We start from the raw sequence: 24634 nt of genomic DNA on the forward strand, positions 1-24634 counted from the left end.
CCCCCCCCGCCCCCCGGGCCTCGGCAATGGTATTGGCGTCGGCTGCCGCCCGCTGAGCGGCCTCGCCCTTGCCTGCCGCGTCGGCCAGGCGGTCCTGTGCGTCGGCCGCCAGCAACGTGGTGCGCGACAGATCGCGCAGGGAAGCATCGTGGTCGGCCAGTACCTGTTGCTGCGCGATCATGCGCTGCTGCTCTGCGGCCTCCGCCCTGCCGCCCCGCTCCAACTCGGCGTAATAGGCCTGTGCCCCCGCCGCCGCGAGCTGTCGGGCGAGACCAACTCCCTTCAATCCTTCCCGATACCGGTCGAGGGCGGCCTTGGCGTCGTCAATCCGTTTCTGTTCTTCGGTTGTCAAGCCGCTGGACTGTGCGAGCGTTGAACCCGACGGCTGGGATGTCGGCGCATTGTCCGGCAGCCTGTTCACCGGATTGGCGGCCTGCTTGCGTTGCAGCGCCTCCAACTCTTGGGCCAGCGCCGCCACATTGCGTTCCAGCACCCCGATCCCAAGAGCGCCTCTGGCGCGGGCCTCATCCAACTCTTGCTGCGCTTTCTTCAGCGCCTCCATCTTGTTGAGGAGACGGTCGAGGTTCTGTTCAGGGGCGCTCTCCGGCGTCAACGCCTTGATGGCACCAGCGATGGCGTTGGCGACGTTCGCCGCCCGCTTCTGGACATCCTCGTCGAAAAGACGCGCCAGGAAGGCGTCCCAGGCGTTCCCCATCGATACCATGGCCTGGGCGTAGTCGGACTGCGTGGCTCGCGCCGCACCACCAAAGCGCCCTTGCAGCGCAGCAATGGCCACCGACAAAGCCTCCGTCTGCCTGCCCTGTGCCTCCAGACTGCGGATGCTCGCCGCCTGCGCGGCCGTCAGGAAGCCCAGTTGATCATCCAAGTCCCTGACACCAGCCGCTCCCTTACCGAAACTCTTGGCCAGCTTGTCCGCCCACTCACCCACATCCTGCCCCAGGACAGCGGCGATATCCTGCGACAAGCCCGCAAGGTCTCGCACCATGTCCGTGGACCGGATGGTCGGCACGACGACGATGCGCTGGATGGCATTGCCCGCGTCGGCCAGCGACACGCCCTTCGCCGCGGCGATCTCTTTGGCCAGTGCCCGGTATTTCTGCACCGACACATCAATCTGCGGGTTCAGCGCCTCCAGGCGGGTTTCGTAGACGCGCGTTTCCGCCGCCAGTTCGGAGATATAGCCAGCCACGGCGGCGAAACTCACGCCAAGGGCAACAACCGCAGTGGCGGCCAGCGCGACCGGCGACAGCATCAGTTTCAGCAGGCGTGTCACGCCCCCGACGGCGCCTGCCGCTTGTGGACCCTGCTGCATCAGGATCAGGAACGGGTTCTGTCCACCGGCCAACTGCACGGCTGCATCCTGCAATTGGTACGAAAGGTTGGTGACCTCATGCGCCGCCAGCCCTGTGGATTGTGCGCCAGCATTCGCGGCATTGGCCTGGCGCCGGTGTGCTTCTTCGGCCTGGCGCAGGCTGGCACTGACCTGCGCCCGTGCGGCGGCCGCTTCCTTGTCTGTCAGGATGCCGGCACGCTCGGCGGCATTCAGCTCTTCCAGGGCCGCTTCATATTGCCGGGTGACCGCCTCCAGCGGCACATACTGATCCCGGATCTGCCGGACTATGGCGGCCTGCGCTGTCTGCACGGCCGTCAATTGCCCCTGTACGCCTTGCAGGTTGCGGGCAGCCTCGGCCATGGCCCGGTAATCACCCGTGGCCTGGGCGGTGGCCCGCGCGGCCTGCAATTCCGCGACAGCGCCGTCACGGGCCTGCCGGATACGGGCTTCCAGCGCCTGGGCGCGGGCCAGATCGGCGGTGGCGGCGTTGCGCACCGCGTCCCGCATCAGATCCAGCACCTCGACCTCGCGCTGGGCGGCGGCGGCCGATTGGACCTGGATACGTGTCAAGCCTTCAAGCGTCTGGCGCCGGGCCTGCTCGGCCTCGAACAAGGCGCGATGGACGCGCTCAGCCTCGTCATTGGCGGCGGTCAGGCGGGATTGCGCCGCCGTCACGCCGGCCTGCGCTGCCGCTACCTGATCCAGCGCCTGGCGGCGGCGCTGGTCGGCGTCGGCAAGCTGCTGTGCGGTGGCGGCCGCGTCATCATTGACTTGCGACAGGGCGGCCTGTGCGGCCGTGATGTCGCGTTGCGCCTGCACCAGCTGCTGTTGTGCAGCGGTGCGCTTCTGATCGGCGGCCGCGGCGACGGCCTGCGATTGCGTCGCCCGATCGCTGGCGGCCGCAAGGATCGACATGCCGGCGGCGGCCTGGTCGGCCTGGCCCTTCAGATCCCGCAGACGCTCGCCACTGGCAGCCGCCGCCTGGGCAAAGCCCTTGGCGTCCAGGCTCAGAATGGCTTTCAGGGCGAGCGTCATGGTCTACTTCTTCCTCTTGGCTTCCGCCTCGGCCGCCTTCTGCTGCTCACGCCATCGAACGATGGCGATCTTCTCGGCCTCCCGGAACATCTCGGCCAAAACGTCGAAAACCCACCCGTCAATGGTGGCGGCTGTCATCCGCGCAACGGCTTCGACCTCCCCCCAATCCACGCCGTCCGGGGCACCGTTGAAGGCGTTGCGCCGGCACGCCTGTTGTGATCGCAGGAACAGGAGGGCGATGGGGGCGGCCGAGGGCAGGATGGGGAAGCCGTCGTCCGGTTCTTCATCGGGGTCGGCGCCATCATCGGCCGCCTCTCCCTTCAATTGCGCAAGCTGCGCCTTCGCGGCCTGGCGGGACTTCCGTTTCCGGGCGGTCGATGCCGCCCGGCCGGCGCCGGAAGCCCACCAGATCGCGAAGTCCGTCAGTTTTTTCCGATACCCGCCTTGCCGCTCAACAGGTCGCGGTAATAGGCCACCAACTGGGCCAGGATGATCGGGTTGTTCAGCATCGCGTCGCGTGTGTCTTCGGTGTACGGCAGCGGGTCGCCCCCATCATCGGCCAGGCCGCTGGTCTTGTCGGCCGGCCAGTCGATGATGGCCTCGCGCAGCAGGTCGCGGTCATACTGCCGCAGCCATTCGCGCTGGGCTTCCAGGCGCGCCAGATAGGCGTCGTCGCTTTCGTCGTCTTCCCGGCGGATGGTCTCGGTCAGACGGCGCTGCATCTCGTCCTGATGGTCCTTCTCGACGATCTTGAACCGGATGCGGACGATGTGCTTGTCGAAGCCGCTGCCGCCATCCTTCGGCATGCGGATGGTCACTTCACGCAGGATGGCGACGGACGTGGAAATCTTCAGCATGGTGGGAACCCCGTTACTGGGAAGGTGAGCAAAGGTGGCCGGTAACGGCCGGATCAGCGGAAGGCGATGGTCAGCTCGTCATCACCGGTCAGGGGGAACAGGTCGCCCGCCAACTGCATCATGGCGTCGCCTTCGTCATCCTGAAGCGATGGCGCATCCAGTTGGGCCTGGTGGCAGGTGATGGCGATCACGCGGCCGGCCTCGGTGCCGTGCATGAATTCGATGGTGCCGACCGTGTCGGCTGCCGCGATGGAGATGAAGTCGATGTCGCCCAGATTGGGCTCTTCGACTGTGGCGCTGAACCGGCTGGCCCAATTATTGATCCGCACCACCTTGCGGCCGACGCGTTCCTTCAGGCCACCCGACAGCCCCAGATCCAGCTCGAAGTTGGACAGCACCAGGTCCTGGCCCCAGGCCCGGAAGAACGGCGTGTTGTCGGTGCTGACATGGTCCGGATCTGTCCAGTCGCTGTAGTCTGGTGTCGGCGGGACCACCGCGTCCGGGGGCAGGAAGAACCCGACCAGGGTGAATTCCAGGTAAGGGTTGTCGTTGACCGGGAAAACCACTTTGCCAGCGGTACCGCGCGCGCCCAGCATCTTCTGTCGCTTGCCGTCGCGGATCATGTACAGCGCCAGACTGGCATGGCCGTAGCGGTCGCTGGAACGCTGATAGCGGATCTCGCTGGGCTGGACGGCGATCGTGTATTCGTCGGCCAGGGCGAAGGCCGTACCGACCGTGGGCGTGATGACCGCTCCACCCGGCAGTGCGAAGGCGGTGGCGTCGGTCATGGTGACGTTAGTCGCCGAATAGGCGGGGATGGTGCCCAAGGCTGGCGCGCTCACCGTGAATTTGGCGATGCCGCTGGCGCCAGCCGTCGTGCAGACCAGTTTGACCGTCCGCGCCACCAGGCCGGCATACGCGGTCGTGCGGGCGTAGGTAAAGGTGCCGGTGTTGCCGGCCTTGGCCGTTGCGGTGGCGGCAATCGTCGCCGTGGGCGTGGCGGCCACTTCGGTGCGCGTCAGCCCCAGGGCACGCAGGAAGCCATCCTGGGGCGGGATGCGGTCGACTGCACTGCCATAGCCACACAGCTCCAGCTTGCCGGTTAGTTCGGTGCGCTTCATCGTCTTGGTCGACGGCCGCGCCCCCAGGAACGGCTGGACATAGTTGCGGGTCTTCTTGTCGGCGGCCAGCGGCATGAAGTTGGGATCGATGATCCGCACGGCATTGGCGCCGGTGGGATTGGCATCGGTGCCATAGGTCGTTTCCACCGCCGCGACGATGACGATCTCGTTGGACGAGGACGGGGTTTCGGGAGAGATGGTCATAGAAGGGGCTCCTTACGGCTTGGGGGCGCGGCGCTTACCGCCGGTACCATCCGCGCTGGAAACGGCGTCGGGCTCGCCCGTGGTGGCGGTGATGGCGACCGCCGGACTGTCTGCCACCGGCATGACGGCGGCGACCTTGGCGGCGACAGGCGTCGGCAAGGGCTGCGGCGGCCCGCCGAATTCGTTGATGATCTGGGGATCGGCACTGCGCTTCATGATGGTTCTTCACCCTTTCCTCAGCGTCCAGTCGGTGTCGAAATCGGCCTGGTAGAAGGCGGTGCCGGCGACCAGGCCGACCAGCCGCCCACGCGTCCAGGCCAGGGGGCGTTTGGCGCCGGCTGGCGTCCAGCCGGCCAGGCATTCCACAACCGTGTTGCGCAAGCCCGTCAGGATCGGCAGCACGCGGGCACCGGTGGCATCCCCGGCGACCCTGGCCAGCAGCAGCACGCCCACCGTCTCGGCCACGGACTGCGTGTGCGGGCCGGTGGCGCTGCGCGGGGCGGCCGGGTCGGCGCCGATCGGCAGCACGAACCCATGCGGCATCTGCTGTGGCAGCAGGTTTTTCTCGATCAACTCCGACAGTTCGGCAGCCCCCTGCACATCGCGCAGGCCGGTGGTTGCCTTGGTGTCCAGCAGCCGGGTCACGACCAGGTCGACCAGATCGATCATGACGCCAGCCCTCCGGCCGCCCCGGCCAGATAGTCCGTCAGGATCTCGGTGATGCCGGCCTCGGACTGTTCGTTGATACCCAGGTACGGCCGCGCCGGGATCTTGATCTCGTGCGCCTTGACCTGGACATCACGGGCAAAGTTGGATTTGCCCTTCCTGACGAAGCGGCGGGACAGTTCGCCCGACCGCTTGTCGTAATAGTGATAAATGGTCTGCTGCCGCGCCTGGCGCTGGACCGTGCCACCGAATTGATGGACGGCGGCATAGACCAGGTTGGTCCCGACGGCCGCACTGGTGGCCGTGGCTTCCGATACGATCGACTGGCGCAGCCGGGCCGTATCGGTCAGGGTCTGCCCGCCGCTATGCTTGGCGCGCAGGGATTGCGGCCATTTGCGCCCATCCGGCCCCGTCTCCCGCTCAAAGCGCAACAGGGTATCGGTCTCCAGGAAAGAGCCGACCTGCTGCATGACCGGTGTCGCATCCTCCCCAGCCGCCGCCAGTGTGGCCAGGGCGGCCGCCAGCGCTTCGGTAGACAGGTCAAGTTTGATCGACGCGCCGGTCATGGCCATCACCATCCCCGCATCTGGTCGCGATCGAACAGCCGGTCACCGGCACTGAACGCGACCCCGTCCGCAGCCCGGGCGACCTGTCCGGCCAGCGGCAGCGCCAGGTCGCCATCCCGGATATCCCGCAGCAGACGGCGGGCCTCACGGTCCGCCGTCGCAACCACTTCCGGCACGACGTGGATATGCAGCCGGGCATGTACCAGATCCTGCGCGATACCGCTCAACAGACCCGGCACGCTGGACAGTGGCAGCTGATACCGGCCTCCAAGATGGGCGTCGATCAACTCGGTGGCGGCCAGGATGGCATCGGCCACACGCGTTTCGTCGATGGCGCCAACCCCGTCCATGTCGGTCAGCTGCTGAAGCTGCGCCATGCCAAAACGCTGGATGAGCTGGTCGAGGGTGACGTAAGCCATGGATCAGGCCTTGTTGCTCTCGGTCTGCTCACCCGCCCGCTGGACGGGCGTCTTGGCAACAGCCTTGGGATTTTTCGGACGGGAAGCGGTGTCGCGCCGCTTCCCGTCCTCGGTGCCGACCGCCGCGCCGTCGCCAGCGGCACCTTCGGCTTCGGCCGCAGCAATGGCGGCCGGTTTCGTCCCCGTACCGGATTGGCCATCGGAGGGCGGGCCGGATTGCCCGCCCTCCCCATGGTTGCTCTCACGCGGGGTCATGAGGTTAGGGGTGGTCTCGCCCCCATTGACCAGTTCGACGATAAGGTTCGGATCGGCGCGCAGGGCGGCCAGTTCATCCGGCGTGAAACGGTCCGCCGGATACTCGGCCGGCTGTGCCGGGTGGCGGATGCCGGCCCGGCGCCATCCTTCGGCGGGCCGGGCCGTGATGCGGATACGCGTGACGTCCATGATGATGCCCTCGGGTTAGACCAGCCAGGGACTGACCAGCAGCTCTGCCGTGCCGGCCCACGGGTTACTTTCGCCCCCATTGACCAACTGGCTTTGCAGGACGCGGCGGGCCGCACCTTCGTTGTTGCCGCCGGTAACCAGCAGGCGCGGCATGATGCCCAGCGGGCGACCGTAATCGCCCTTCAGGGTTGTCAGCGCCGCGCGGGCCGCCTCGTAACTCTCCGGGGTCAGCGGCTGGCGGCTGCCATAGGCGAGCTGCGGGAACCCGAAGCCGACATTGCATCGGCCATCGGTGCCCCAGATGAACTTCTTCTGGCGGAAGACATTGTCGTCATCCGGCTTGTTCAGGGCCACCAGGCTGCCGATCGGGCGCCGCTCCTGGTAGATGATGGGCTTCAGCGCCCGGCTGACATCCAGCAGGAACCAGGGGGCGCCGGCGCCACCACCCCAGTTCGACCAGCTCTCCTCCTGACCCTGCTCATTCAGGACGGGATGGTCGGTATCAAAAAAATACTGACCATCATAGCACTTGGTCTGGTGCGCGACGGACAGCAGCCCCCAGACCAGTTCGTCGGGGTGGCTGGCCGATGCCCGGCCCAACTCGTTGAACATGGGGTTGTAGATGCCGACCTTGTCATCTTCGATATGGTTGCGGTCCACACCCACAGTCAGCTCGAAATCCCTGTTCTTGATCCGATAATCATGGGCGGACAACATGTTGACGACACGGTCGCCCAGCCATTCCCGGACACGCGGAAGCTCGCCCAGCCAGCCATACTCTTCCTCGGCGGTGGTGCTGGGGGCCTTCATGGCGATCCGGGGCCAGGTCGCGGCGACGCCGGCGAACCCTTCCTGGAAAATGGTGGAGAAGCCGATGTGAAGGGTGCGCAGGTTGGAGCTGTTCAGCAGCATGGCGGGCCTCAGTAGGTCAGTTCGACGATGACGGAGGCACCCACGGCCGCCGTGTTGGTGCCACCCACCGTCAGGGTCAGCACCTGGCCGGCCGTACCGGCATTGGCGGCCGTGGGCGTGGCTATATCCACGTCGCCCGCGGCACTGCCGGCCTGGGCGATGGTCAGCGCGCCATTTGTGATCGGCGTGCCGGCAATGGCCGCAGTGACGGTGGCATTACCCACGGTCAACGCCCCACCCAGGACGGAGCGCAGCCTGGTGACGGTGCAGTCCGCCGGCAGCACCAGATAGGCGACGGCGGCACCCGCACCGGTCAGGTTGGTGATCTGGACAGGCAGGTAGAGCTTGTTGGCGCCGATATTGCCGCGTGCCGTTGCGGCGCTGGCGACATCGGAGAGGTTGTTGGCGGCCAGCAGGCTGCCAGCCGGAGAAGCCACCGGCCCGTAGCCGACCAGCACCCAAACGCCGATATCGTCGATATCGACAACGAAGCCTGCCGCGCTGCGGGTGCCGCCGTTGGTCGTCTTGGCCACGGTGTGGTCATCGACGATATAGCAGGCGTCGCCGATCTCCGTCCGGCCGATCTCATCGCCGCCCGCCGAGTTGTCGAAGCGGAAGATGCCGCGTCGGACGGTGACATCCACATCCCCGTCAACGCCAAGCCGGTTATCCGCATGCGACTGCGCGACACCGACAGTCGTCAGTCCGGTTGCCGTTGTACCCCCGGCCGCCAGGCCGGCAGTGGTCAGCACCACCAGCGCTCCGATGAAGACACGGGTGGCACCCTTGACCGGGTAGACGAAACGGTCACCGGACCGTTCCGGCGAATTGCGATCCTTTGCGAGGGTCATGGCAGCCTCAGAAGGTGATGGTGGTGGCGGCCTTCTTGGCCGCCTCGGGATCGACGCCCATCAGGGCGAGGATGCCCTTCTGTTCGGCAGTGAACTCGCCGTCCGCGCTGCCGGGCGGCTTTCCGCCGGGCACAACGGGGCCGGGCGGAACCACGACGGGGCTGGCCGCCATCAGCGCTGTGAAGCCGGGCAGGTTGGCGCGGGCCATGGCCAGGTAATGGTCCCGCGTCGCCGGCACGATCTTGCCGGCGGACTGGGCCGCATCGACGGCGGCAATGGCCTTGTCTTCGGTCAGGCCGGTTTCCAGTGTCGTCAGCCGGCTGGCCAGCGCCGTATATTGCGCCATCGGCACATACTGGCTGGGGTCGGCCGGGGCGGCGACGCGGGCCGCCAGGGTGGTGGCGACCTGGTCGGCTGCCGTGGTTTCTGGCAAGCCAGCCGCCTTGGCCAGGTTGGCCACCGCCATGGCGAGCGCCAGCTTGTCCTTGTGGGCGCCTGTGGCGGCGGCCAGCACGGCGTCACGGTCGGCGGCGTCGGGCAGCCCCAGGGCCGCCCTCAGCGCCTTCAGCAATTCTTCCATGTCTCCAGTTCCTCCGGAGGGTTGCGCGGCGGCCAGCGCCGTCAAGTGAAGGTTAGGATGGTTGACCAGGCTGGCGCGCAGCACCTGCGTCACCTCACCCGTCGCCGAGTGGTTGAAGGCCGGGCTGATGTAGCGATAGGCCTTGTCGGCGATTTCAGCAGCAGCGCGGGCGGTCCATTCGACCTGTGCCCAGATGCCGTCCGCCCGCGCTTCAATGGCCTTGATCCAGCCCGAAGCTGGCGCCGGCAGCCCTTTGGGTGCGGCCAGATCAATGGCATGGTCATAATCGATCGGCAGCGGCAGGGTGGCGGCACTGGCCAGGGCGATTGACCTCAGCTTGCCCAGATCGCCGAAATGATAGGGGCCGCGGCCATCCACGCCGGTCACCGTGCCGGCAGGGGTAAGCTGTATCCAATCAGGCGCGCCGCTGGCGGTCACCGGCAGGGCCGATGCCAGCGTGGCGAGCGACTGTTGTTGCCCCCCGGCGGCGCAGAGCGCGATGGCGGTGTCTTTGTTGGTCATTGCCGAACCCTGGTTTCAGGGTGGCATTGTGGCTGCTGGACGCCATTGATGCCCCCCCTAGACGCGGGGCGGGAAGCTACGGCCCCGATGGGTCATGGCAGGGCCAGTAACGGGGGCAGTAACGCAATGAACCGTTCCGCCGGTATCACGCCAGCCCCCCTCTGGTGCGATGGGTCTGGTGGGCTGAAAATCAGCCAAGTGCTGGCGCGTACTTGTAGCCCCGATGGAACGGGCCTATATTTTATTGGCTGTGAGCCTGACAACCGGGAAATCGCCGGTCCGGTTGGGTGTCGCCTTGGCGAGGCTCTTACGGGGAAAGTGGCGTGCCCCCTTGCTCACAGCTCATCCCCTTCGACATGCGCATACTGTGAACGGTCCTGCAGGGCCAGGATATCGACGCGACCGCCTGTGCGGATGGTGTTGATCTCCTGTTTTACCCTGTTCACTTTCGTGCGGAAGCCAACGCGCACCACGACCTTGCCCAAGCGCGTGTCGTCATCCAGGTCGAAAACGTAGAGATAGGCAGGGTCGATAAGGTCGAACAGCACGCTGCGCGGTGACGCCAGGATAGTCGGCAACTGCCGCGCGGTTTTAGGGTCTAACCCCTTGCCGGCATCCGCTTTGGCGTCACGCAGCATGTGGCCGATCTCCGCGTCACTGACCGTGATGGCGGCGTTCGGCAGGGTGATGTTCCGGGTTGCCGCATCGGCCACCACGGCCGGTGACAGGGCACCCACGATCCGCCGTTCGCCGCGTGGCCGCGCGGGATCAATGGCATCAAACCACCGGCCGAAGTCTCGCTGGAACAGCGGCTCGGCACCTGGCTTGACCTGTGCTGCGATCGCCGCGCCCAGCGCCGCATCGCTACCCCCGACCTTCGACATGAAGGATTGCAGCGCCGCCACGCGCCGTCCGGCCTTGCCTACATTGTAGGCGAAGCCGGGATCGATCCCCTCTGGCACGGCCGAGGCCTCGCCGGTGCGGCCATTCACCCACAACGTTGTCTTGACGTCGGGATCTGGGGAAACCGTCCAGCCGTGCCGCACCAGGTCGCGCTCCGACAGTTGCATGACGGTACACCGGCATCCCCAGCCGCAGGGCGGATAATGGGTATCCCACCAGGAATGATCCCAGGGCAGGATGGTGCCATGCCATTGCCGGTGTTCGTCCCGTGTCCGGCGGTCCATGACCGCGACATAGCGCAAATAGGGCCGGGCCTGCGCCACCTTCTCGATGCGGGCCCACTTGCCGGCTGCCATGGCCATGCGGACATTGGTGTCGTAAATGGTCCGCAGACGCCGCATGGAGCCTAACTGAGCGATCTCTTCCCGACCGGTATCGGGATTGTGGATCGCCTCGCGCCCCCACCAACCGGCATCTTCCAGCTTTGGGCGGAGATTGGCCGCCCATGCCTCGAACGGCTGGCCTGCCGCCATGGCTTGTTCCAGGCCGTCCTTGATGGTGGACAGCAGGTCGAGCGAGGTTGCCTTGGCCACCGTGAAATTGGCCGCATGCTCTTCGTGCCAGGTATCCCGCCAGTCCCAGCCGATGCGGAACCCCTTCGCCCTGAAATACTCCAGGGCATCTTCGGGCGGCAACGGACGGAGCTGGGCTTCAGTAGGCATGGCCGGGCCGCTCCAAGGTCAGCATGATGGTCTCAGTCCGCCCATCCTCGTGCCGCATCTGCGCGACCAGGCACGCCGGCCGGCCATCAGCGCCAAGGATCACATCCTGGATGGTGGCCAGGGGGCGGGCAACCTTGCCGCCGGCCGGTTGCAACCACAGCCGGTCACCCCGGTCAGCGCCGTCCAGAAGGCTCATTCCACCACCCCCAGCCGGCCCGCCAGGCGTGCCGTGAAGCTGGCGCGGGTCAGCGCCTCGCGCAACTCGTCCAGCGCCAGCCCATCGGCCAGGTCGAGCAGTCCCTGCCGGAAGCTGTCCGCGTCAGGTGATGCAGCGGCCAGCGTCAGGATCTGGTCAATTGCCGGACGCATGGTCGGCTCCCAATCCGCCAGCAGCTCGGCGACCAGGTCGTCAACCGGGTCGGCCGTGGTCTGAGCGGCCGCCAGCGCCCGACGCTGCGGACCTGGTGCGGACGGTGGCGGCTCGGCCGGCGCCGGTGGGCGCCCCAGCAGTTCCTCCCCTTCGGCAGGATCGGGTAGGCCCAGCTTGTCGCGGATCACCGATGATGCCACCCGACCGCCCATCTCTACATACTCGCGGACCACTGGCATCATCGTCGTGGCGTCCCAGGCGTCCGGGATGCCAACCACGGCACGGGGATAGAGCTTCTGCGGTCCGAAGCGCAGGTCGATCAGCGGGCGCACCAGGTCGCGGGTCAGCGTGGCAGACATCTGGCGGGCATCGGCGCGCTTCAGATCCTGCTGTACCTCACGATGTTCCTGCCCGACGGCATGGCCACCGGCGATGGCATCGGTGGTCGCCGTCTGCCCCAGGACCAGCTTACTGGCGGTCTGTTCCACGCGCGCCAGCAGCCGGTCATAGATATCGGCGTTGGCAGCCGTTGCCACCCCGCCGGGAAACTCGATCAGCATGCTGTCGGGCACGATGGCCGCGAAATCGGTGCTGATCGACCGCACGGCACGCAGCAGTGTGTCCTTATCAGCTTCGCTGGCGCCCAGCCCATACTTGCCCAGCCGGACCGGATGTCCATAAACCTCAACGAAGGACAGCCAGTCCTTCCAGCCGAAGGACTGGAACAGGTGCAGCCATGCCGCCGGCCGCGCCAGGCCGGCCCGGACCGGCAGCCCGGACTTCGTCTTCGGGCGATGCTGGATGAACTTGTAGGGCGCCAAATCGACGCCATCCACATGCCCCATATCGCGAAGGCGAAGTGTCATGCCGTCGGTGCGGTCCAACTGGAACCAGCGCGGGTCCCGCCACACGATGGCTTGTGGCCACCACTCACGCCCCGACATGTCCCAGATGATCTCTGAAGCGGCGAAGCCCTTGCCCAGACCGTCCAGCAGATCAAACATGACATCTGCCATGTCCAGCGGCGCGATAGCCTCGCGGGCGTAGTCGGCATGGGCGATGCCAGCCGCATCATCCGTCGCGGCCTCAATCGTCACCTCCAACTGGGACACCGCCAGGCGCCGGGTGGCCAGCACCGAACGGTAGTGGATGAACTTCTCCTCGATGTCCTCGGCCAGCTCCAGATAGGCGGTGGCATCGCCCTCCTCGGCCGCGCGCAGGATGGCGCCCAGGCGCGCCGGCGTCAGCCCCTCCGACGGGTGGCCGGACAGGATTGACCGCACCCCCGTTACTGTCGGACCGGCTTGTTCATGCAGTAACGCCTTGCGCTCCATGGGGCGGCCGTCGGCGCCCAAGATACGGGATACCGTCATCACCACCCCCCGGCGCCGAAGCGCCCGCCCGTGAACTCGTCGGCCTCACGTTGCAGCGACAGACCCAGCCGCTCCACCTGATCGTCCCTGTCTCGTTCCGGTCGGGCAAAGGCAGGCGTGTAGTCGATCAGGGCGCCGGCGAAGTTCTGGGACAGGTCCCAGAGCATGGCTACCATGTCGGGGCCGTCATCATGGTCCGCCAGCGGCCAGGCCGTGAACTGGTCGTTCAGTGTCTTGTGGTTGGGGTGGAACCGGATCAGCCCATGCGCCACATGCGTCTGAAGGGCCATGATCCGCAGCTCCTTCTCGACACGAGGCTTGATACCGATCGCTGGCACTGCGACGCCAGCCGAAGCGGATCGCTTCACCAGCTCCGTCAGCGCAAACTCTTGGAATTGGACGGCCTCGAACGCCCACCGCAGACAGCGGTACTGGCGCTGAAGCTCGATGATCCGCCCGATAATCAGGTCGGGCAACATCCGCATGATGATCGCCTCGACGATATCGAGCTTACCGGTCTCGCGGTTGAAGCCTCCCACGCCAATCGCCGCCGGATCGCGGCGCTTGGTAGCCTTGCCCATGGAAGGATCGCAAGCGCCCAACATGATCCAGTCCGGCAGCCGGTTGACCCAGAACGTCAGCTTCTGGAAGACGGCGTCCTCTTCGTTCAAAGGGTTGTTCTGCTGCTCGCTGGCAAACGCCGGCGGTCGGATACGAACCCGCAGTTCCATCAGCAGCTTGAACGGACGGACACTGGGCCAACTCACCACTGCGCCGGCCTCGATCTCAGGATGTGCAGCCCAAAACGCATCCGCTTCCAGCCGGGCGCGCTCCTTGTCGGCCGGATCGTTGGGGTCGAAGTTCTGCAGTACCTCTTCCCATCTGTCCAACAGCTCCATGTTCTTCGGCCAGGTGATGACGGATGCGAACCGGATGCCGCGCCACATGGGGTTCTTGAACTTGCGGACGATCACTGCATCCAGGTGCAGGACTGTCCCGACATAGATGCAGTCCATGGTTCCGCTGGCCTCGCCGAGGTTGAGGACAGCCTTGTCGATCCAGCTTTCGAGCTGGTTGCGCTGCTCAATCTCTCGGACGTTTTCGTCGTTCTCCAGGTCATCCAACAGCACCAAATCCGGACGCCACTCCCCGTGCCGGCGCCCTCGGATTTTCTGCCTGGCACCCTTCGCTTCGAGGCGGACGTCGTTCCGGGTGATACAGGCCGCTTCAGCCCAGAGGGGGCCCTGACCGACCGCGTCGGGGAAGTCGAGCTTCAGCCGTGGATTGGCCTCCAGTTCCGTTCGGATGGCCGCCAGCATGAGGGCAGCCTGCGCGTAGACGTCCATGGCGATGATGCAATAGTGCTTTCGCCCCGTGATGACGCACCACATCGTGAATATCTGTGTGACCAGCGTGGACTTAGCCTCACCGCGCGGCGCCAGTATGACCTGGTTGATGCCTTTCGGGTTATCTACGACCGTTGGAAGCTTTTCGAAGCACCAGGCATGAAACGCACTGGGCTCGGGTGAGCGCAGATAGTGCGGAAAGTACGTCTGCGCGAAGAACCTGTAGCCATCCGGTGCCATCACCCTGGCATGACGCTCCGCGACGGCCTCGGCGCTCTCGTCCAGGCCGGTAACCTCGGCTTCGAGCTTGACCTTCAAGCCGGCGACCAGCTCGGCGATCTCCTTGCGCAGGTCGGCACGAGAGAAGTTCTTGGGCCGTAGCCTGCTCGAATACTGGCTCACGCGGAGAACTCCTTCGACAGGAAGTCCCCGAACGGTCCCAGGATTTCGCCCACCATGCCCAACGCCTTGGGATGATTGGCTTCCACATAGCGCGCGAACAGCGTAATGGTATCCATGGCAATGGCCAGCCGGCTAAGAGATGGTGACGTTTTGGCCATGGCGGCCAGCGTTTTGTGCAGGGCATCTGACAGCCTGCTCATGGCTTCGACCTTCGCCAGCACAGGCACATCCTTGGCCTCGCGCAGCTCGGTCTGGGTGGCTGACAACAGGGTCAGGAAATCCGCCAGCAGCAACTGACCCATGCTGTTCTGGCCGTCCTGGGTCAGGGACACAACCGACCGCGCCCGCTCCCAATCGTCGCCGGCCGTCTCAGCCGCCGCCTTCCAGCGCCTTGCCGTCGGATAGGAGATGCCGCAGGCCTCGGCCGCCTGCTCCAGGCCCATGCGGTCATGCACATAGCGGCGGCGCAACTGGTCACGGGTCTCGTTGTCGTGCGCCATGTCAGCCCCCCGGCACGATGGGCTTCAACAGGGCCGCCTGCAACTCCGCCACCGACTTCACGATGCCGGCTCGGTTGGGCTGTTTGACCCCAGGCACGACCAGCGTGCCGTTGGCCACCCGTGCGCCGGCTTCCGTCAGTGTGGCGCCGATGGAGCCCTCGGCGACTTCCGCGACGACCAAGCCCTTGCTGTGCAACCAGATCAGTTCGGCACGCACCCGCTCGCGGTCGGGGTTGACCAGCACGGTTGGCAGTAGGTCAGTCAGCAGGCTTTCATGCGCCTGCCGGCCGGGGCATTGCTCTGGGTTGACCAGGAACCGCAACAGCGTAAGGCGCAGATGCTGGCGCCACGGCTCGACCATGTCTTCAAGCTCGATCATCATTTCCCCTCATGATGGGCGCGGCGGGCGGCATCGGCGATGATGTCGTTCAGCTGCCCCACGGCATCCTGTACGCGGTCGATCTGTTGCAGCTTGCCACCCAGCAATCCCTCGATCCGCGCTTGCCCTTCAGCCAACGCCGCCACCTGGTCGCGCGTCGGCAGACCCGACAGGCGCTCCTTCAGGACCTGATGGTCGGTGTGCAGCGCATTGACGGCCTTGACCAACTCGCCGGTGGCATTGGTGACCCCCCGGATCGCTTCCTCGCGGGCCGCTCTCTCGGTCGCGATCTTGGCGTCGACATCCTCAATGCGCGCCAGGCGCGGTGAAAACAGCCAGTGCCAGAGCGGCACCAGAATGAAGATGACCGTGGGCACGAGGGCCGGCAGCCAGGATTTTAGCTCATCCATCATCTCGCCCCCGACCCTCGATCTGGCCCTGGCAGAACACGCATCTGCGGGCGTTTGGCACGGCACTGCGGCGGGCACTTGGAATTGGCTCCCCGCAATCCTCGCAGTCGGGACGCCCTTGCGGCGTCTCCGGCGGACGGTGTGAGAAGGCGGCCCTGAGATGCAGCGCCTCGGTCGCCTGCGCCTCGTCAGCGATGTCAGCCGGCATCGGCCACTCGGCCGAAGACAACCGGCTGTTCGGGATGCGGCACGATTTCCGGCAGGCGGGCACGCAGTCGATCACGAAGGCCCGCTTCATCAATGCCGAATGTCCGCAAAGCATCAGGCACGGCTCGGGCGGCATAGGTGGTGGCCGTGGCCACCAACTCGTCACGCACCTCGACTTGCGCCAGGTCGTCGCCGCGCCGCAGGGCCAGTTCGGTCGCGTACTGGATGGCCCGTTGCAGGGCCAGGTCAAGGTAACCCCTCACCAGGTCCTGGCTGCGCACGGACAGATGCTTGGTCACAGCTCGGGTTGCGATGCCGGCCAGGATCGACAGGCCCGCCCCGAAGATTTCGACACCATAGCCCCACAGGGGGCGCAGGTCGGCGGTGGTGGTGCCGGCATCAGCTGCTAGTGCCCGCCCAGTGCAGGCCAGGAAAACGCCCAGCACCAGGCCGATGCTGGCCAAGCCGAAAAGGGCCAGTGTCGGGGCCTTGGCGTCGTTCTTCCGGAACCAGATACAGCCGGACCAGATAAGCATGGCGGCCAGCAGGATCAGGGTGATACCCGTCCACATGTTCAGAACTCCGATTTCAGGGTGGGGGCGATCAGGCGCGACCAGGTCTCACGGAACTTCTGTTCCGTCCCGGCGCCCAAGGGGGTGTTGTAATGCGCCTTCCAGTAGGCCGCGTAGGCGGGCACATCCCCCTGGCGCGGCAAGGGCCGGGGGCAGCGCAGATAGATCAGGCGACACATGACGGCGCCATAGGTAAGGCTGGAAGCGAGCTGTCGGTGTGGTAAGCCAAGGGACATGATCGGCCCCATGGCTTTGTGCAGTGCAGGCCGATGCTGAAGGTAATTCACCCAGACATCTTCGGCCGTGGCCGGCTCGATCTGCCAATATCCCAGCGCCGGGCCGCCACCCACCTGATGGATGGCCGTGAACTCGCTCTCCACGGCGGCTGTACCCATGACCAGATCAATGGCAGCCGGTGAAGCGATGTGAGGCATACGCGCCGCGTCGGCGATCTCTGCCAGCGCAGGGGCAACGATGCTGTTGCGCAGATAGGAGATGGAACGGAGCATCGGGCGGTCATCCGGTGGAAAGGATGGCCGATTGTCCGTCTCCCGCGCGCGTTACGCCCCCCCTCGGCGCGGGGCGGTACTCAGGCGCCCGTGCGGCGCCAGGTGAACAGGGGCAATGGTTCGGGGGCGGCCTTCTGGGTTGGCTTCTTGGCTGGTTGCCTGACGGGCTCGACCCCGCTGACATACCGCTTCACAGTATTGACGTCGCGGTAGACCTTGATGGCGATGTCATGGACATCCATGCCCTGTGCCCGCAAGGCGCGGGCATCCAGCATGGCCAGGTAGTTCGACGCCTGGGGCCACCGGACCTCGATCGGCCCATACTCGTCCCTCAGCAACTGGACGCCGCGCCGGCCAAGGATGCGCACCATGGGATGTTCGGGCGGCGGTGAGGCGGGAAACCGCGCTTCTGTACCGCCATAGACGCGAATGAACCGGATAGTCCGCGCTACACCGACCCTCCGCACCATATGGTCATAGGTGTCCGGTAGGACGGGCAGGCTGTCCCGGCGCCGGTGGCGTTCCTGTTCTTCGGGGGTCAGTTCAGGGCGCATCACACCTCCGATCAAAGGTGCTGGCCAACGCGCCCATAGCGTGCATAAGTACATATGGCGCGAATTCTGTGCGGGATGTGCCACGCAAATCAGCGCGTCCGCACCGCAGCATCCGGGAGGATATAGGCATGGGTTTTTGGATCGCCGCCGGCTTCATGATCATGGTGCTAGGGGTGTTCATCCTGGCACTCAACCCCGTGGCGGGCGTGTCACTGATGATGTTCGGGGCCGGCCTCATATTTTGGGGATGGGTACTGAAAAATCTGGATCGGCATTTCGGGCTGCTGGAACGGCAGAACGTCCTGCTGATCGAAATGAAGGGTGTGCTTGAGAAGGGCCTTGCGCCGACGGCGCCTGCGCCATCACAGCAGCCAACGTCGCCGACCGCTTGAGAAGCGACGCTGATCATCCCGCCACCCCCTTCGACCGCGCCCACTGCACCAGATCGTCGATGCACCGCCCGCGTTGGGCGGGGGACAGGAACGACAGGCTGTCCAACTGGGCCAGACCCAGTTGGCGGGCGCACCAGGCGCACAGGGCACTTTCCCGCCGGTCTTTCACGACGCCGGCCTTGCCCATGGTGATCCACAGTGCCCGCAGCTTGCGGGACTGCGGATCATTCGGCAGCAGGGCGGCCGACCGGCCCGGCCCGGTGGGGGCGCCGGCCTTGGTCAGGGCCGCCGCCACCTGCGCCAGTTGGGCGGTATCCATTGCCCTCAGGCTTCGGCCGCCATGCGTGGCGGCGGCCAGGAAGTCTCGCCATGCATCATCCTCCACCAGGGCGGGAACCTGTCGCCGCCGCGCCTGAATGGCCTTGATGGCAGCGGCGCGAGCGGGGTCATTTACACTCTGTGTCATAGCGTCATCCCCTCCGTTGCCGCCGCCCGGCCCGATCCAGGCAGGCGCGGTCATCTGTCAGCAGGTCCCGGATATCGGCCTCTCCCCACCCATGCCCGGCCAGCTCGGCGGCGGCCGACAGCAGTGCTGCCTCGGCCTGTTCGGCCGTCATGCCGGCGGCCGGCGACAGGACATGCCGCGCAATGATGCTGCGGCACTCCGCCCGCTCCCGCGCCGACAACGGCCCACCCAACAGGGTCAGCACGCGCGCCAGATCGATGTCGGTGGGTCGGGCGGCCACGGGTCAGCCCTCCACCGGCGCACAGGCGTGGGTAAAGCCGTCATGGACCTGCCCGTCCAACATCCGGCCGGAAGCCCGCTTACCGAAGCGCCACACGTCAGGCTCGTCATCGCAGTGCATCTCGGTGCCCGCCCTGCGCGTGACTTCGTCGAACCACCAGCCATCCATTGACAGCGTGGCGACACGTTCCGTCCGCATCTGCGGGCCTGGCGCGTTCTCACCCGGCGCCCACTCGCCCCACTGCTTGAAATCGTAGGGGATGCTGTGCTCCGCGCACCAGTCGCGGGTATCGCGGTGCCAGTCAGGATGGTGCGGCCTTGCGTCCGGGCCGCTTTCCCCGCCCGACACCATGCCGGCGATGAACTCCCACCCGTCCCATTCCACCGGCCCGATGGCCGGCTCATAGCTGACCCAAACCTTGAAACCCTGCGCAGCCAGGGCGGCGGCGACCTCCCGCCTTTCATCCGCCCGGCGCTGGTCTTCCACGGAGACGCCCCACCAGATGCGGGCGAACAACGGTTCGGCCAGGTCGCTCTGGAAAAAAGCCGTCAGCCGTTCCAACAGAACATCAGGGCGCTTGGTCAGCACCTGATAGACATGATGGGGCGCATCCTCCATCGCGCACAGCACGGCATTGAAATCGCCCTGCCCGAGGGCCGGATGGGCGATGTCCGACATTGAATTGACGAAGATGCGACGGGGCCTTTGCCAGCGCCGGGGCTGATCCAGGGCGCTGGGCACCACGCGGACCAGACCATTGAAGACGGGCTTGCCGTTCACGACACTGGTCAAGCCCGCATACTTGGCCACACCCATCCGTTCCAGCCGGGCAGCCTCGCGCATGGCATAGCAAAACTTGCACCCCGGACTGAGGATGCTGCATCCCACGATGGGGTTCCAGGTGGCGTCGGTCCAAGAGATGCCGGTCTTATCTCCCATGATCAGCCCTCCAAAGGCGGAACGATCCGCCGGACGTGCGTTACTGGGCCGCAAATCCCCCTCACGGGCGGGTCGCGCTGGCTGTCTGTGCTGACCAACCACCAATCCCATCCGAGGCCAGGGCGGTGGGCGAAACGGCCCTGGCCTGTCACTCCTGGTTCGTTGGGGATGATGCTGCGGCAATGGATGAGGACGGGGCTGCCATCCCACGGCCAGGTGTTGCGGTTGGGTTCCCCCAGCGTGTCGGCCTTGATCCACGCATCGTCGTCCGACAGACCTGCCAGGATGGCATCGGCGGCCTTGTCGGACGGCTCGCCAACAGCAACCGCGACAACCATCGGCCGGAGCATCTTGTCGATCATCGTTTCCGCAACCATGCGGGGCGGAAAATCTTCACCTTCAGCGGCGCAGATCGCACGGAACTGCGCCAGACCCACACCCAGAAGGCTGGTAACCGCGAAAAGGGTGATGTGGACTTGCTGGTTCGGGTCGGCACACAGCGCTGTGGTACGTTTCAGTGCCGAGAGGCAGTCTGCGGCGGCCTTGTGCCCAAGGTCGCGCGTGATGCCGTCATATCTGTTCATGATCACCTCTCGAAGGGATTGGGGGTCAGATGCCGGCAGGAGGTACACATGCGGTTGTGCGGTCCCTCGCTGCGGAACGGGTGGCGACACGTCATGCAGGACCGGTTATTCACCGTAGCGTCGGGATTGACAGGCAGCCCGTGCAGGCGCTTCAGCCGCACGGCCGTGGCGCTTCGGCCAAGCGCAGCCGCAATCTCTTCGTCCTTTGTGCCCTGTCCGACCAGGCGCCAGAGCGTGGCGACCTGGTCGTCGGTCCAACGGCTGGTCGCCCTAAGCATTGCCGCTCTCAACAGGCAGGAAAGTCAGAACGTCCCCCCGGCCGCGCTGCCGCAGGCACTCGGCCAGGTGCAGCAGCTCGGACCAGCCGTCGAAATGCAGGCGGGGGCCATCGTGAGCTTCGGAAAGCCGGCAGAGGACGCCGGTGCCGCCGCCGCTCTTGATCAGCACGCGATGGTCGTTGGCCGCCGCATCCGGAAGCGGGTCATGCCAGTACCCGGCATGCGTCCCGGCGGCATAGACCCGAATGGCGGCGGGGGCGGTGGGGATCGGCTGCGGGGTTGCCATCTCATGCCCTCCCGCTCGCCTGGAGTTTCGTGGCGATCAGGTCGACGACGTTCTTGAACAGGAAGCGCTTCTCAAGATCTTCCCATTCGTCATCGGGCATCTCGACCCGGAACTCCTCCTCGATGGCCATCGCCAGTTCGACGCTGTCCAGACTGTCCAAGCCCAGATCCTCGTAGAGCCGGGTTTCATCCGAAATGCGCACGCCGTCCGCCAAATCGTCGAGGTATTCCCGCAGCCATGCGGAGATGGCGGCCCGATCAGGCGTCTGCATTGGAGCCCCCATCGGCTTCAGCAGCCAGGGCGGCCACCAGGCTGTAAACCGCCTTGCGTTGCTGTTCCGGCAGCTTTTCCAGATGGCGCACCGTCTCAAGCTGCCACCGCTTCAGGTCCGGTTCCGCGTTGGCGGCGCCCCCATCCATGCCGTCGAAGAAGAACGACACCGGCACTTCCAGGGCATGCGAGAGGTCGTAAAGGCGGCTGGCGCCGATACGGTTGGCGCCCCGCTCGTACTTCTGCACCTGCTGGAAGGTCAGCCCCAGGCGCTCGCCCAGCACTTCCTGGCTCATGCCCAGCAGGGTACGGCGCAGGCGCATGCGCTGGCCGACATGGACATCAACGGCCACATTCTCTTCGCTGCGGCGGCTGGGGCCGCGGTTCGTCTTGTTCATGACTTATCCTCCGATCAGGCGGCCACGGCGGCCGGGGCGGCCGGCGGCGTGGGCGGAGCGGGCGCGCCGAACTTGGCCGCCCACATGGCCCGGTCTTTATCGCTGATGCCGGTGCCACCCAAGGCGACGATGGCCGCATGCAGCCGTTCCAAGGCCGTAACAGGGGCGCCGTCCAGCAGGTAAATGGCGGCAAGCTCGGCAGCGCTGCGGCCTTCCTCCACAGCCCGACGCAGGCTGCGACGGTCCGTATCGGCCGGGGTCGGCACGGCCTTGGCGATGTCGAGCGGCACCATCTGCCATTCGCCATTGGGATCGGGCCGCCGGTAGAATCGGACATAGCGTTTGGTGCCGATGATGCGCACGGCGCCGTCGATGGCGGCGGTGACCTTCTCCCAGTTCGGGTCGGCCACCTTCATCCGGCGCAGGGCCAGGATGGCGCCGACATCGACCTTGCCTTCCTGGTCGACCTTGAAGGCTTGCGTCACCAGGGTGACCAGGAACGTGTCCGCCCCTTCCGCGTTGGCGCGCGCCAGGATCATTTCATCCAGCAGGCGCTTGGCGATCTGAAGCTCAGGCCCCAACTGGATGCGGTCGGCCACCTGCACCTTGATCTGACGGCGGCCGTCGAACGACGTGAAGGTGCGGTTGCCCTTGCTCTCGCCATCCTGGGTGACGCCGTATTCCTGCGCCAGCAGCGCATCAAAGGCGGCGATGTCGGCATAGACATGCAGTTGAAAGCGGGCCAGCTCGGCCGAGATGTCCTCGGCGTAGGCAGTGCATTTGCGCACCATCTCGTCCATCAGCAAGTCGATGGGAGTGATGTTCACCATGGCCTTCAGGTCGCCCTTGCTGTCACGCAGGTATTGGGCGCCGCCGATGGTGACGGCATCGGGGTGGATACTCATGGATGCGTCCTTTCAAAGCACGCGAGGATGAAGGGAACGGCTGCCGCGCACGCGATCAGCCAGGGTGCAAGGCGTCGCGGGTCGCGGCGCCGGGAACGGGGGCGGCTACGCATAGCGGGCCACCTCCCGGATCTGGGTGGTGATGGCTTCCGGGCCGGGGGCATGCAGCGTGACCAGGCCGCCGGCCTCGCCCTCGCTGCTGACCGACACCGTCAGCACATAGACCCCCGCCTCGGACGGCCCGCGCCAGGTTGTCAGCCGACCGGTCTGGGTGCGGCCTTGGGCCAGCCAGTCGATCCGCTGACCACAGCGCCAGGGCAGAACAAGGAGGGGATGCTTCGTCATGGCGTACCCCCATGCGGGCAGCCACGGCAGGCCCGATACATGGCCACGTTGACATGGTTGCTGGCGTCGAACGGCCGGCCGCGCCAATCCTGGCATGTGGCTTTGTCGATCACCTGGTTCAGGCCAGGGCATGGGACCGGATCAAGCAACAGGCGCTCAACGGCGGCCCGGACCTTGTCCGTGTTGCCATAGTTGTGGTTCAGCACCCGGCTGATGGCAGGACGGCTGAAGCCCAGCAACCGGGCAACGGCGGCGTTGCCGCCCATCTGTTGGGCAGCCGCCCGCAAGGCCTGCATCCATTCCGGCTCGGCCATCATTCCGCCACCTCCGGCCACACCTGCCGTCCGAGGTTCAGGTCGAAGATGGATTTATCGCGGCGCACGGCAGGCGGTTTCCCGCCCGTGTTCCGCCAGGACGGCAGGTGGTACCGCGCCAGCCGGCCTTGGCCTTCCGCCACCACCTGCAAATAACCGCCGCGCTTCAGATCCAGCACATAGCTCTTGGCGTGCGACAGGTTGGCCCCGGCCATGGTGGCCAGTTCCGCCGCGTTGAAGCTGGGCAGCACCTTCATGGCCTGCCACAGCCGTTCCCGCACCGATGGCTCCGTGACCAGTTCACCGCTGCCGGTGAAGCGCGGTGTGTCCACCCCCCAATCCCGGATCAGCGAGAAACGGTCGGCAAACCCGGACCGGCGCTCCACGCTGAGGAAGCCGCCGGCCACCAACTGGGGCAGATAATCGCGGATCATGTTCAGGTTGACCTGGCCGCGCTTCATCACCTCGGCGCCGGTGAAGACGGCACCGTCCTGCCCCAACTCGCGGATGGCCGCCCAGGCCGCGTCACGGCCGGTCAACCAGCCCTGGGGCTTCAAAGGGGGTTTGCGGCGCGCCATGATCAGCGCCCCCGCACGCGCGGCGGCGCGCCGGTATCCAGCTCACGCCCACCCCAGTCGGCCAGGGCCACATGCTTCAGGCCGGCGCCGGCCGCCCATTCGATGATGGCATCCAGATTGATGCAGACACGGCGCGTGATGCCCCGCGTCTCATGCACCACATGCGCCAGCAGGTCAGGCGCCAGCGTTACCGACCGGCTGTAAAGCTGGGCCAGTAACGCGGCCTCATCGACATTGCACGGTTCCGCCTGCGCCCATTTCAGGATGCGGTTATGGAACATCTCATAGGCTTCCAGCTTGTGCGGAAGCTTTTCCTCGCCGATCAGGACGATGGTGGCGCGGCTGCCCTCATAGATCGACCGCACCAGCTGCACCAGATTGCGGTCCACCACATAATCCATCTCGTCGATGATCAGCGGGCGGCCAGACTTGGCCAGTTGCATGGCCACCGCCTCCCGCATGTCATCGACCGTCCAGCCGTTCGGCGTGGCGATGCCCATCTGTTTCAGGATGGCGGCCAGCATGGACTTCTTCGTCCACGTATCCCGTGCCTCGACATAATAGGCCCGGAAATTGGCGGCCACGAAGGCGGCGGCGTAGCTCTTGCCGTAGCCGCTGTACCCCGAAAAGCAGACCATGCCCGGCAGGTCCGACTTGCGGTTCATCGACCGTTCGACCAACTGGGACAGCAGGGTCAGGTTGCGCAGCGGGGCGCGGGCCGGGGCAACGGTGGCGGTGAACAGGGGTCCGGGGGCGTTGACGCTCATGTGGATATCCGGCATGGTTGAGTCCTTAAAAGTTGTGTACTTGGGCGAAGTTCG

At 66.0% G+C, this 24634-nt stretch carries 37 protein-coding genes; 1 reads left to right on the forward strand and 36 read right to left on the reverse strand.

The window, feature by feature from the left end; all coding sequences use genetic code 11:
- The 23 genes from ACODTW_RS26095 to ACODTW_RS26205 all read right to left on the reverse strand — a co-directional run.
- Positions 1-2389: phage tail length tape measure family protein (locus ACODTW_RS26095; RefSeq protein ID WP_488949070.1), on the reverse strand; the 2389-nt coding region annotated here is incomplete at its 3' end.
- A 3-nt stretch (positions 2390-2392) separates the two neighbouring features.
- On the reverse strand, positions 2393-2713 hold the full coding sequence (locus ACODTW_RS26100) for a hypothetical protein (RefSeq protein WP_488949071.1): 321 nt from the start codon (positions 2711-2713) through the stop codon (positions 2393-2395).
- A gap of 98 nt (positions 2714-2811) precedes the next feature.
- Positions 2812-3246 carry a hypothetical protein gene (locus tag ACODTW_RS26105; protein WP_488949072.1) on the reverse strand — a complete coding sequence of 145 codons (435 nt, stop codon included), beginning with the start codon at positions 3244-3246 and terminating at the stop codon, positions 2812-2814.
- A gap of 53 nt (positions 3247-3299) precedes the next feature.
- The gene (locus ACODTW_RS26110) at positions 3300-4571 is read right to left on the reverse strand and encodes a hypothetical protein (protein ID WP_488949073.1); all 1272 of its coding nucleotides are present in this window, start codon (positions 4569-4571) and stop codon (positions 3300-3302) included.
- A gap of 12 nt (positions 4572-4583) precedes the next feature.
- On the reverse strand, positions 4584-4787 hold the full coding sequence (locus ACODTW_RS26115; protein ID WP_488949074.1) for a hypothetical protein: 204 nt from the start codon (positions 4785-4787) through the stop codon (positions 4584-4586).
- Positions 4788-4796: 9 nt separating this feature from the next.
- A complete protein-coding gene (locus ACODTW_RS26120) occupies positions 4797-5240 on the reverse strand; it encodes a phage tail terminator protein (protein WP_488949075.1) in 444 nt (147 codons plus the stop codon).
- Complete coding sequence (locus ACODTW_RS26125; RefSeq protein WP_488949076.1) at positions 5237-5803, reverse strand: phage virion morphogenesis protein; 567 nt, start codon at positions 5801-5803, stop codon at positions 5237-5239. Before ACODTW_RS26125 ends, ACODTW_RS26120 begins: the two co-directional genes overlap by 4 nt.
- Positions 5804-5808: 5 nt before the next feature.
- Complete coding sequence (locus ACODTW_RS26130) at positions 5809-6222, reverse strand: gp436 family protein (RefSeq protein WP_488949077.1); 414 nt, start codon at positions 6220-6222, stop codon at positions 5809-5811.
- A gap of 3 nt (positions 6223-6225) precedes the next feature.
- Entirely contained in the window at positions 6226-6666 is a 441-nt protein-coding gene (locus ACODTW_RS26135) for an HI1506-related protein (RefSeq protein ID WP_488949078.1), read from the reverse strand.
- Between the two features lie 15 nt (positions 6667-6681).
- On the reverse strand, positions 6682-7578 hold the full coding sequence (locus tag ACODTW_RS26140; RefSeq protein ID WP_488949079.1) for a Mu-like prophage major head subunit gpT family protein: 897 nt from the start codon (positions 7576-7578) through the stop codon (positions 6682-6684).
- An 8-nt stretch (positions 7579-7586) separates the two neighbouring features.
- Positions 7587-8429 carry a hypothetical protein gene (locus tag ACODTW_RS26145; RefSeq protein ID WP_488949080.1) on the reverse strand — a complete coding sequence of 281 codons (843 nt, stop codon included), beginning with the start codon at positions 8427-8429 and terminating at the stop codon, positions 7587-7589.
- A 7-nt stretch (positions 8430-8436) separates the two neighbouring features.
- Positions 8437-9531, reverse strand: a complete 1095-nt coding sequence (locus ACODTW_RS26150) for a phage protease (RefSeq protein ID WP_488949081.1) — start codon at positions 9529-9531, stop codon at positions 8437-8439.
- A gap of 335 nt (positions 9532-9866) precedes the next feature.
- Complete coding sequence (locus ACODTW_RS26155) at positions 9867-11156, reverse strand: phage head morphogenesis protein (protein ID WP_488949082.1); 1290 nt, start codon at positions 11154-11156, stop codon at positions 9867-9869.
- Positions 11146-11352 carry a hypothetical protein gene (locus tag ACODTW_RS26160; RefSeq protein ID WP_488949083.1) on the reverse strand — a complete coding sequence of 69 codons (207 nt, stop codon included), beginning with the start codon at positions 11350-11352 and terminating at the stop codon, positions 11146-11148. The genes ACODTW_RS26155 and ACODTW_RS26160 overlap by 11 nt, the downstream gene beginning before the upstream one ends.
- A complete protein-coding gene (locus tag ACODTW_RS26165) occupies positions 11349-12899 on the reverse strand; it encodes a DUF935 domain-containing protein (protein ID WP_488949084.1) in 1551 nt (516 codons plus the stop codon). The genes ACODTW_RS26160 and ACODTW_RS26165 overlap by 4 nt, the downstream gene beginning before the upstream one ends.
- Positions 12899-14647: a phage terminase large subunit gene (gene terL / locus ACODTW_RS26170; RefSeq protein ID WP_488949085.1), complete on the reverse strand. Its 1749-nt coding sequence runs from the start codon at positions 14645-14647 to the stop codon at positions 12899-12901. Before terL ends, ACODTW_RS26165 begins: the two co-directional genes overlap by 1 nt.
- Positions 14644-15147 carry a DUF1804 family protein gene (locus ACODTW_RS26175; protein WP_488949086.1) on the reverse strand — a complete coding sequence of 168 codons (504 nt, stop codon included), beginning with the start codon at positions 15145-15147 and terminating at the stop codon, positions 14644-14646. The genes terL and ACODTW_RS26175 overlap by 4 nt, the downstream gene beginning before the upstream one ends.
- 1 nt (position 15148) lies before the next feature.
- Positions 15149-15529 (reverse strand): VpaChn25_0724 family phage protein, encoded by a 381-nt coding sequence (locus tag ACODTW_RS26180; RefSeq protein ID WP_488949087.1) that lies wholly within the window; start codon positions 15527-15529, stop codon positions 15149-15151.
- Positions 15526-15939: a hypothetical protein gene (locus tag ACODTW_RS26185; protein ID WP_488949088.1), complete on the reverse strand. Its 414-nt coding sequence runs from the start codon at positions 15937-15939 to the stop codon at positions 15526-15528. The genes ACODTW_RS26180 and ACODTW_RS26185 overlap by 4 nt, the downstream gene beginning before the upstream one ends.
- Positions 15929-16234, reverse strand: a complete 306-nt coding sequence (locus tag ACODTW_RS26190) for a TraR/DksA C4-type zinc finger protein (RefSeq protein ID WP_488949089.1) — start codon at positions 16232-16234, stop codon at positions 15929-15931. The genes ACODTW_RS26185 and ACODTW_RS26190 overlap by 11 nt, the downstream gene beginning before the upstream one ends.
- Entirely contained in the window at positions 16134-16715 is a 582-nt protein-coding gene (locus ACODTW_RS26195; protein ID WP_488949090.1) for a hypothetical protein, read from the reverse strand. Before ACODTW_RS26195 ends, ACODTW_RS26190 begins: the two co-directional genes overlap by 101 nt.
- Positions 16716-16717: 2 nt before the next feature.
- Complete coding sequence (locus ACODTW_RS26200) at positions 16718-17224, reverse strand: hypothetical protein (protein WP_488949091.1); 507 nt, start codon at positions 17222-17224, stop codon at positions 16718-16720.
- An 80-nt stretch (positions 17225-17304) separates the two neighbouring features.
- Positions 17305-17778 (reverse strand): hypothetical protein, encoded by a 474-nt coding sequence (locus ACODTW_RS26205; protein ID WP_488949092.1) that lies wholly within the window; start codon positions 17776-17778, stop codon positions 17305-17307.
- A gap of 128 nt (positions 17779-17906) precedes the next feature.
- Between ACODTW_RS26205 and ACODTW_RS26210 the strand changes: the two genes are divergently transcribed.
- On the forward strand, positions 17907-18170 hold the full coding sequence (locus ACODTW_RS26210; protein WP_488949093.1) for a hypothetical protein: 264 nt from the start codon (positions 17907-17909) through the stop codon (positions 18168-18170).
- Positions 18171-18183: 13 nt separating this feature from the next.
- On the opposite strand, the gene ACODTW_RS26215 is transcribed toward ACODTW_RS26210, so the two are convergent.
- The 13 genes from ACODTW_RS26215 to ACODTW_RS26275 form a co-directional block, all read right to left on the reverse strand.
- Positions 18184-18636 carry a regulatory protein GemA gene (locus ACODTW_RS26215; protein ID WP_488949094.1) on the reverse strand — a complete coding sequence of 151 codons (453 nt, stop codon included), beginning with the start codon at positions 18634-18636 and terminating at the stop codon, positions 18184-18186.
- Positions 18637-18640: 4 nt separating this feature from the next.
- The gene (locus ACODTW_RS26220) at positions 18641-18916 is read right to left on the reverse strand and encodes a hypothetical protein (RefSeq protein WP_488949095.1); all 276 of its coding nucleotides are present in this window, start codon (positions 18914-18916) and stop codon (positions 18641-18643) included.
- Between the two features lie 3 nt (positions 18917-18919).
- A complete protein-coding gene (locus ACODTW_RS26225) occupies positions 18920-19855 on the reverse strand; it encodes a DUF5131 family protein (protein WP_488949096.1) in 936 nt (311 codons plus the stop codon).
- Positions 19856-19857: 2 nt separating this feature from the next.
- Positions 19858-20439: a hypothetical protein gene (locus tag ACODTW_RS26230; protein ID WP_488949097.1), complete on the reverse strand. Its 582-nt coding sequence runs from the start codon at positions 20437-20439 to the stop codon at positions 19858-19860.
- A gap of 2 nt (positions 20440-20441) precedes the next feature.
- Entirely contained in the window at positions 20442-20717 is a 276-nt protein-coding gene (locus ACODTW_RS26235; protein WP_488949098.1) for a hypothetical protein, read from the reverse strand.
- On the reverse strand, positions 20710-21003 hold the full coding sequence (locus tag ACODTW_RS26240; RefSeq protein WP_488949099.1) for a hypothetical protein: 294 nt from the start codon (positions 21001-21003) through the stop codon (positions 20710-20712). The genes ACODTW_RS26235 and ACODTW_RS26240 overlap by 8 nt, the downstream gene beginning before the upstream one ends.
- A 1-nt stretch (position 21004) precedes the next feature.
- Positions 21005-21274: a phosphopantetheine-binding protein gene (locus ACODTW_RS26245; RefSeq protein WP_488949100.1), complete on the reverse strand. Its 270-nt coding sequence runs from the start codon at positions 21272-21274 to the stop codon at positions 21005-21007.
- On the reverse strand, positions 21261-21671 hold the full coding sequence (locus ACODTW_RS26250; protein ID WP_488949101.1) for a helix-turn-helix domain-containing protein: 411 nt from the start codon (positions 21669-21671) through the stop codon (positions 21261-21263). Before ACODTW_RS26250 ends, ACODTW_RS26245 begins: the two co-directional genes overlap by 14 nt.
- Positions 21672-21685: 14 nt before the next feature.
- Positions 21686-22576, reverse strand: coding sequence for a DUF3164 family protein (locus ACODTW_RS26255; protein WP_488949102.1), 891 nt, complete (start codon positions 22574-22576; stop codon positions 21686-21688).
- Positions 22577-22681: 105 nt separating this feature from the next.
- A complete protein-coding gene (locus ACODTW_RS26260) occupies positions 22682-22921 on the reverse strand; it encodes a hypothetical protein (RefSeq protein WP_488949103.1) in 240 nt (79 codons plus the stop codon).
- Positions 22918-23238, reverse strand: coding sequence for a helix-turn-helix domain-containing protein (locus ACODTW_RS26265; RefSeq protein ID WP_488949104.1), 321 nt, complete (start codon positions 23236-23238; stop codon positions 22918-22920). Before ACODTW_RS26265 ends, ACODTW_RS26260 begins: the two co-directional genes overlap by 4 nt.
- Positions 23235-23813, reverse strand: a complete 579-nt coding sequence (locus tag ACODTW_RS26270; RefSeq protein ID WP_488949105.1) for a hypothetical protein — start codon at positions 23811-23813, stop codon at positions 23235-23237. The genes ACODTW_RS26265 and ACODTW_RS26270 overlap by 4 nt, the downstream gene beginning before the upstream one ends.
- A 2-nt stretch (positions 23814-23815) precedes the next feature.
- Complete coding sequence (locus ACODTW_RS26275; RefSeq protein ID WP_488949106.1) at positions 23816-24595, reverse strand: AAA family ATPase; 780 nt, start codon at positions 24593-24595, stop codon at positions 23816-23818.
- Between the last annotated feature and the right edge of the window lie 39 nt (positions 24596-24634).

Source organism: Niveispirillum sp. FG148 (assembly GCF_057809655.1).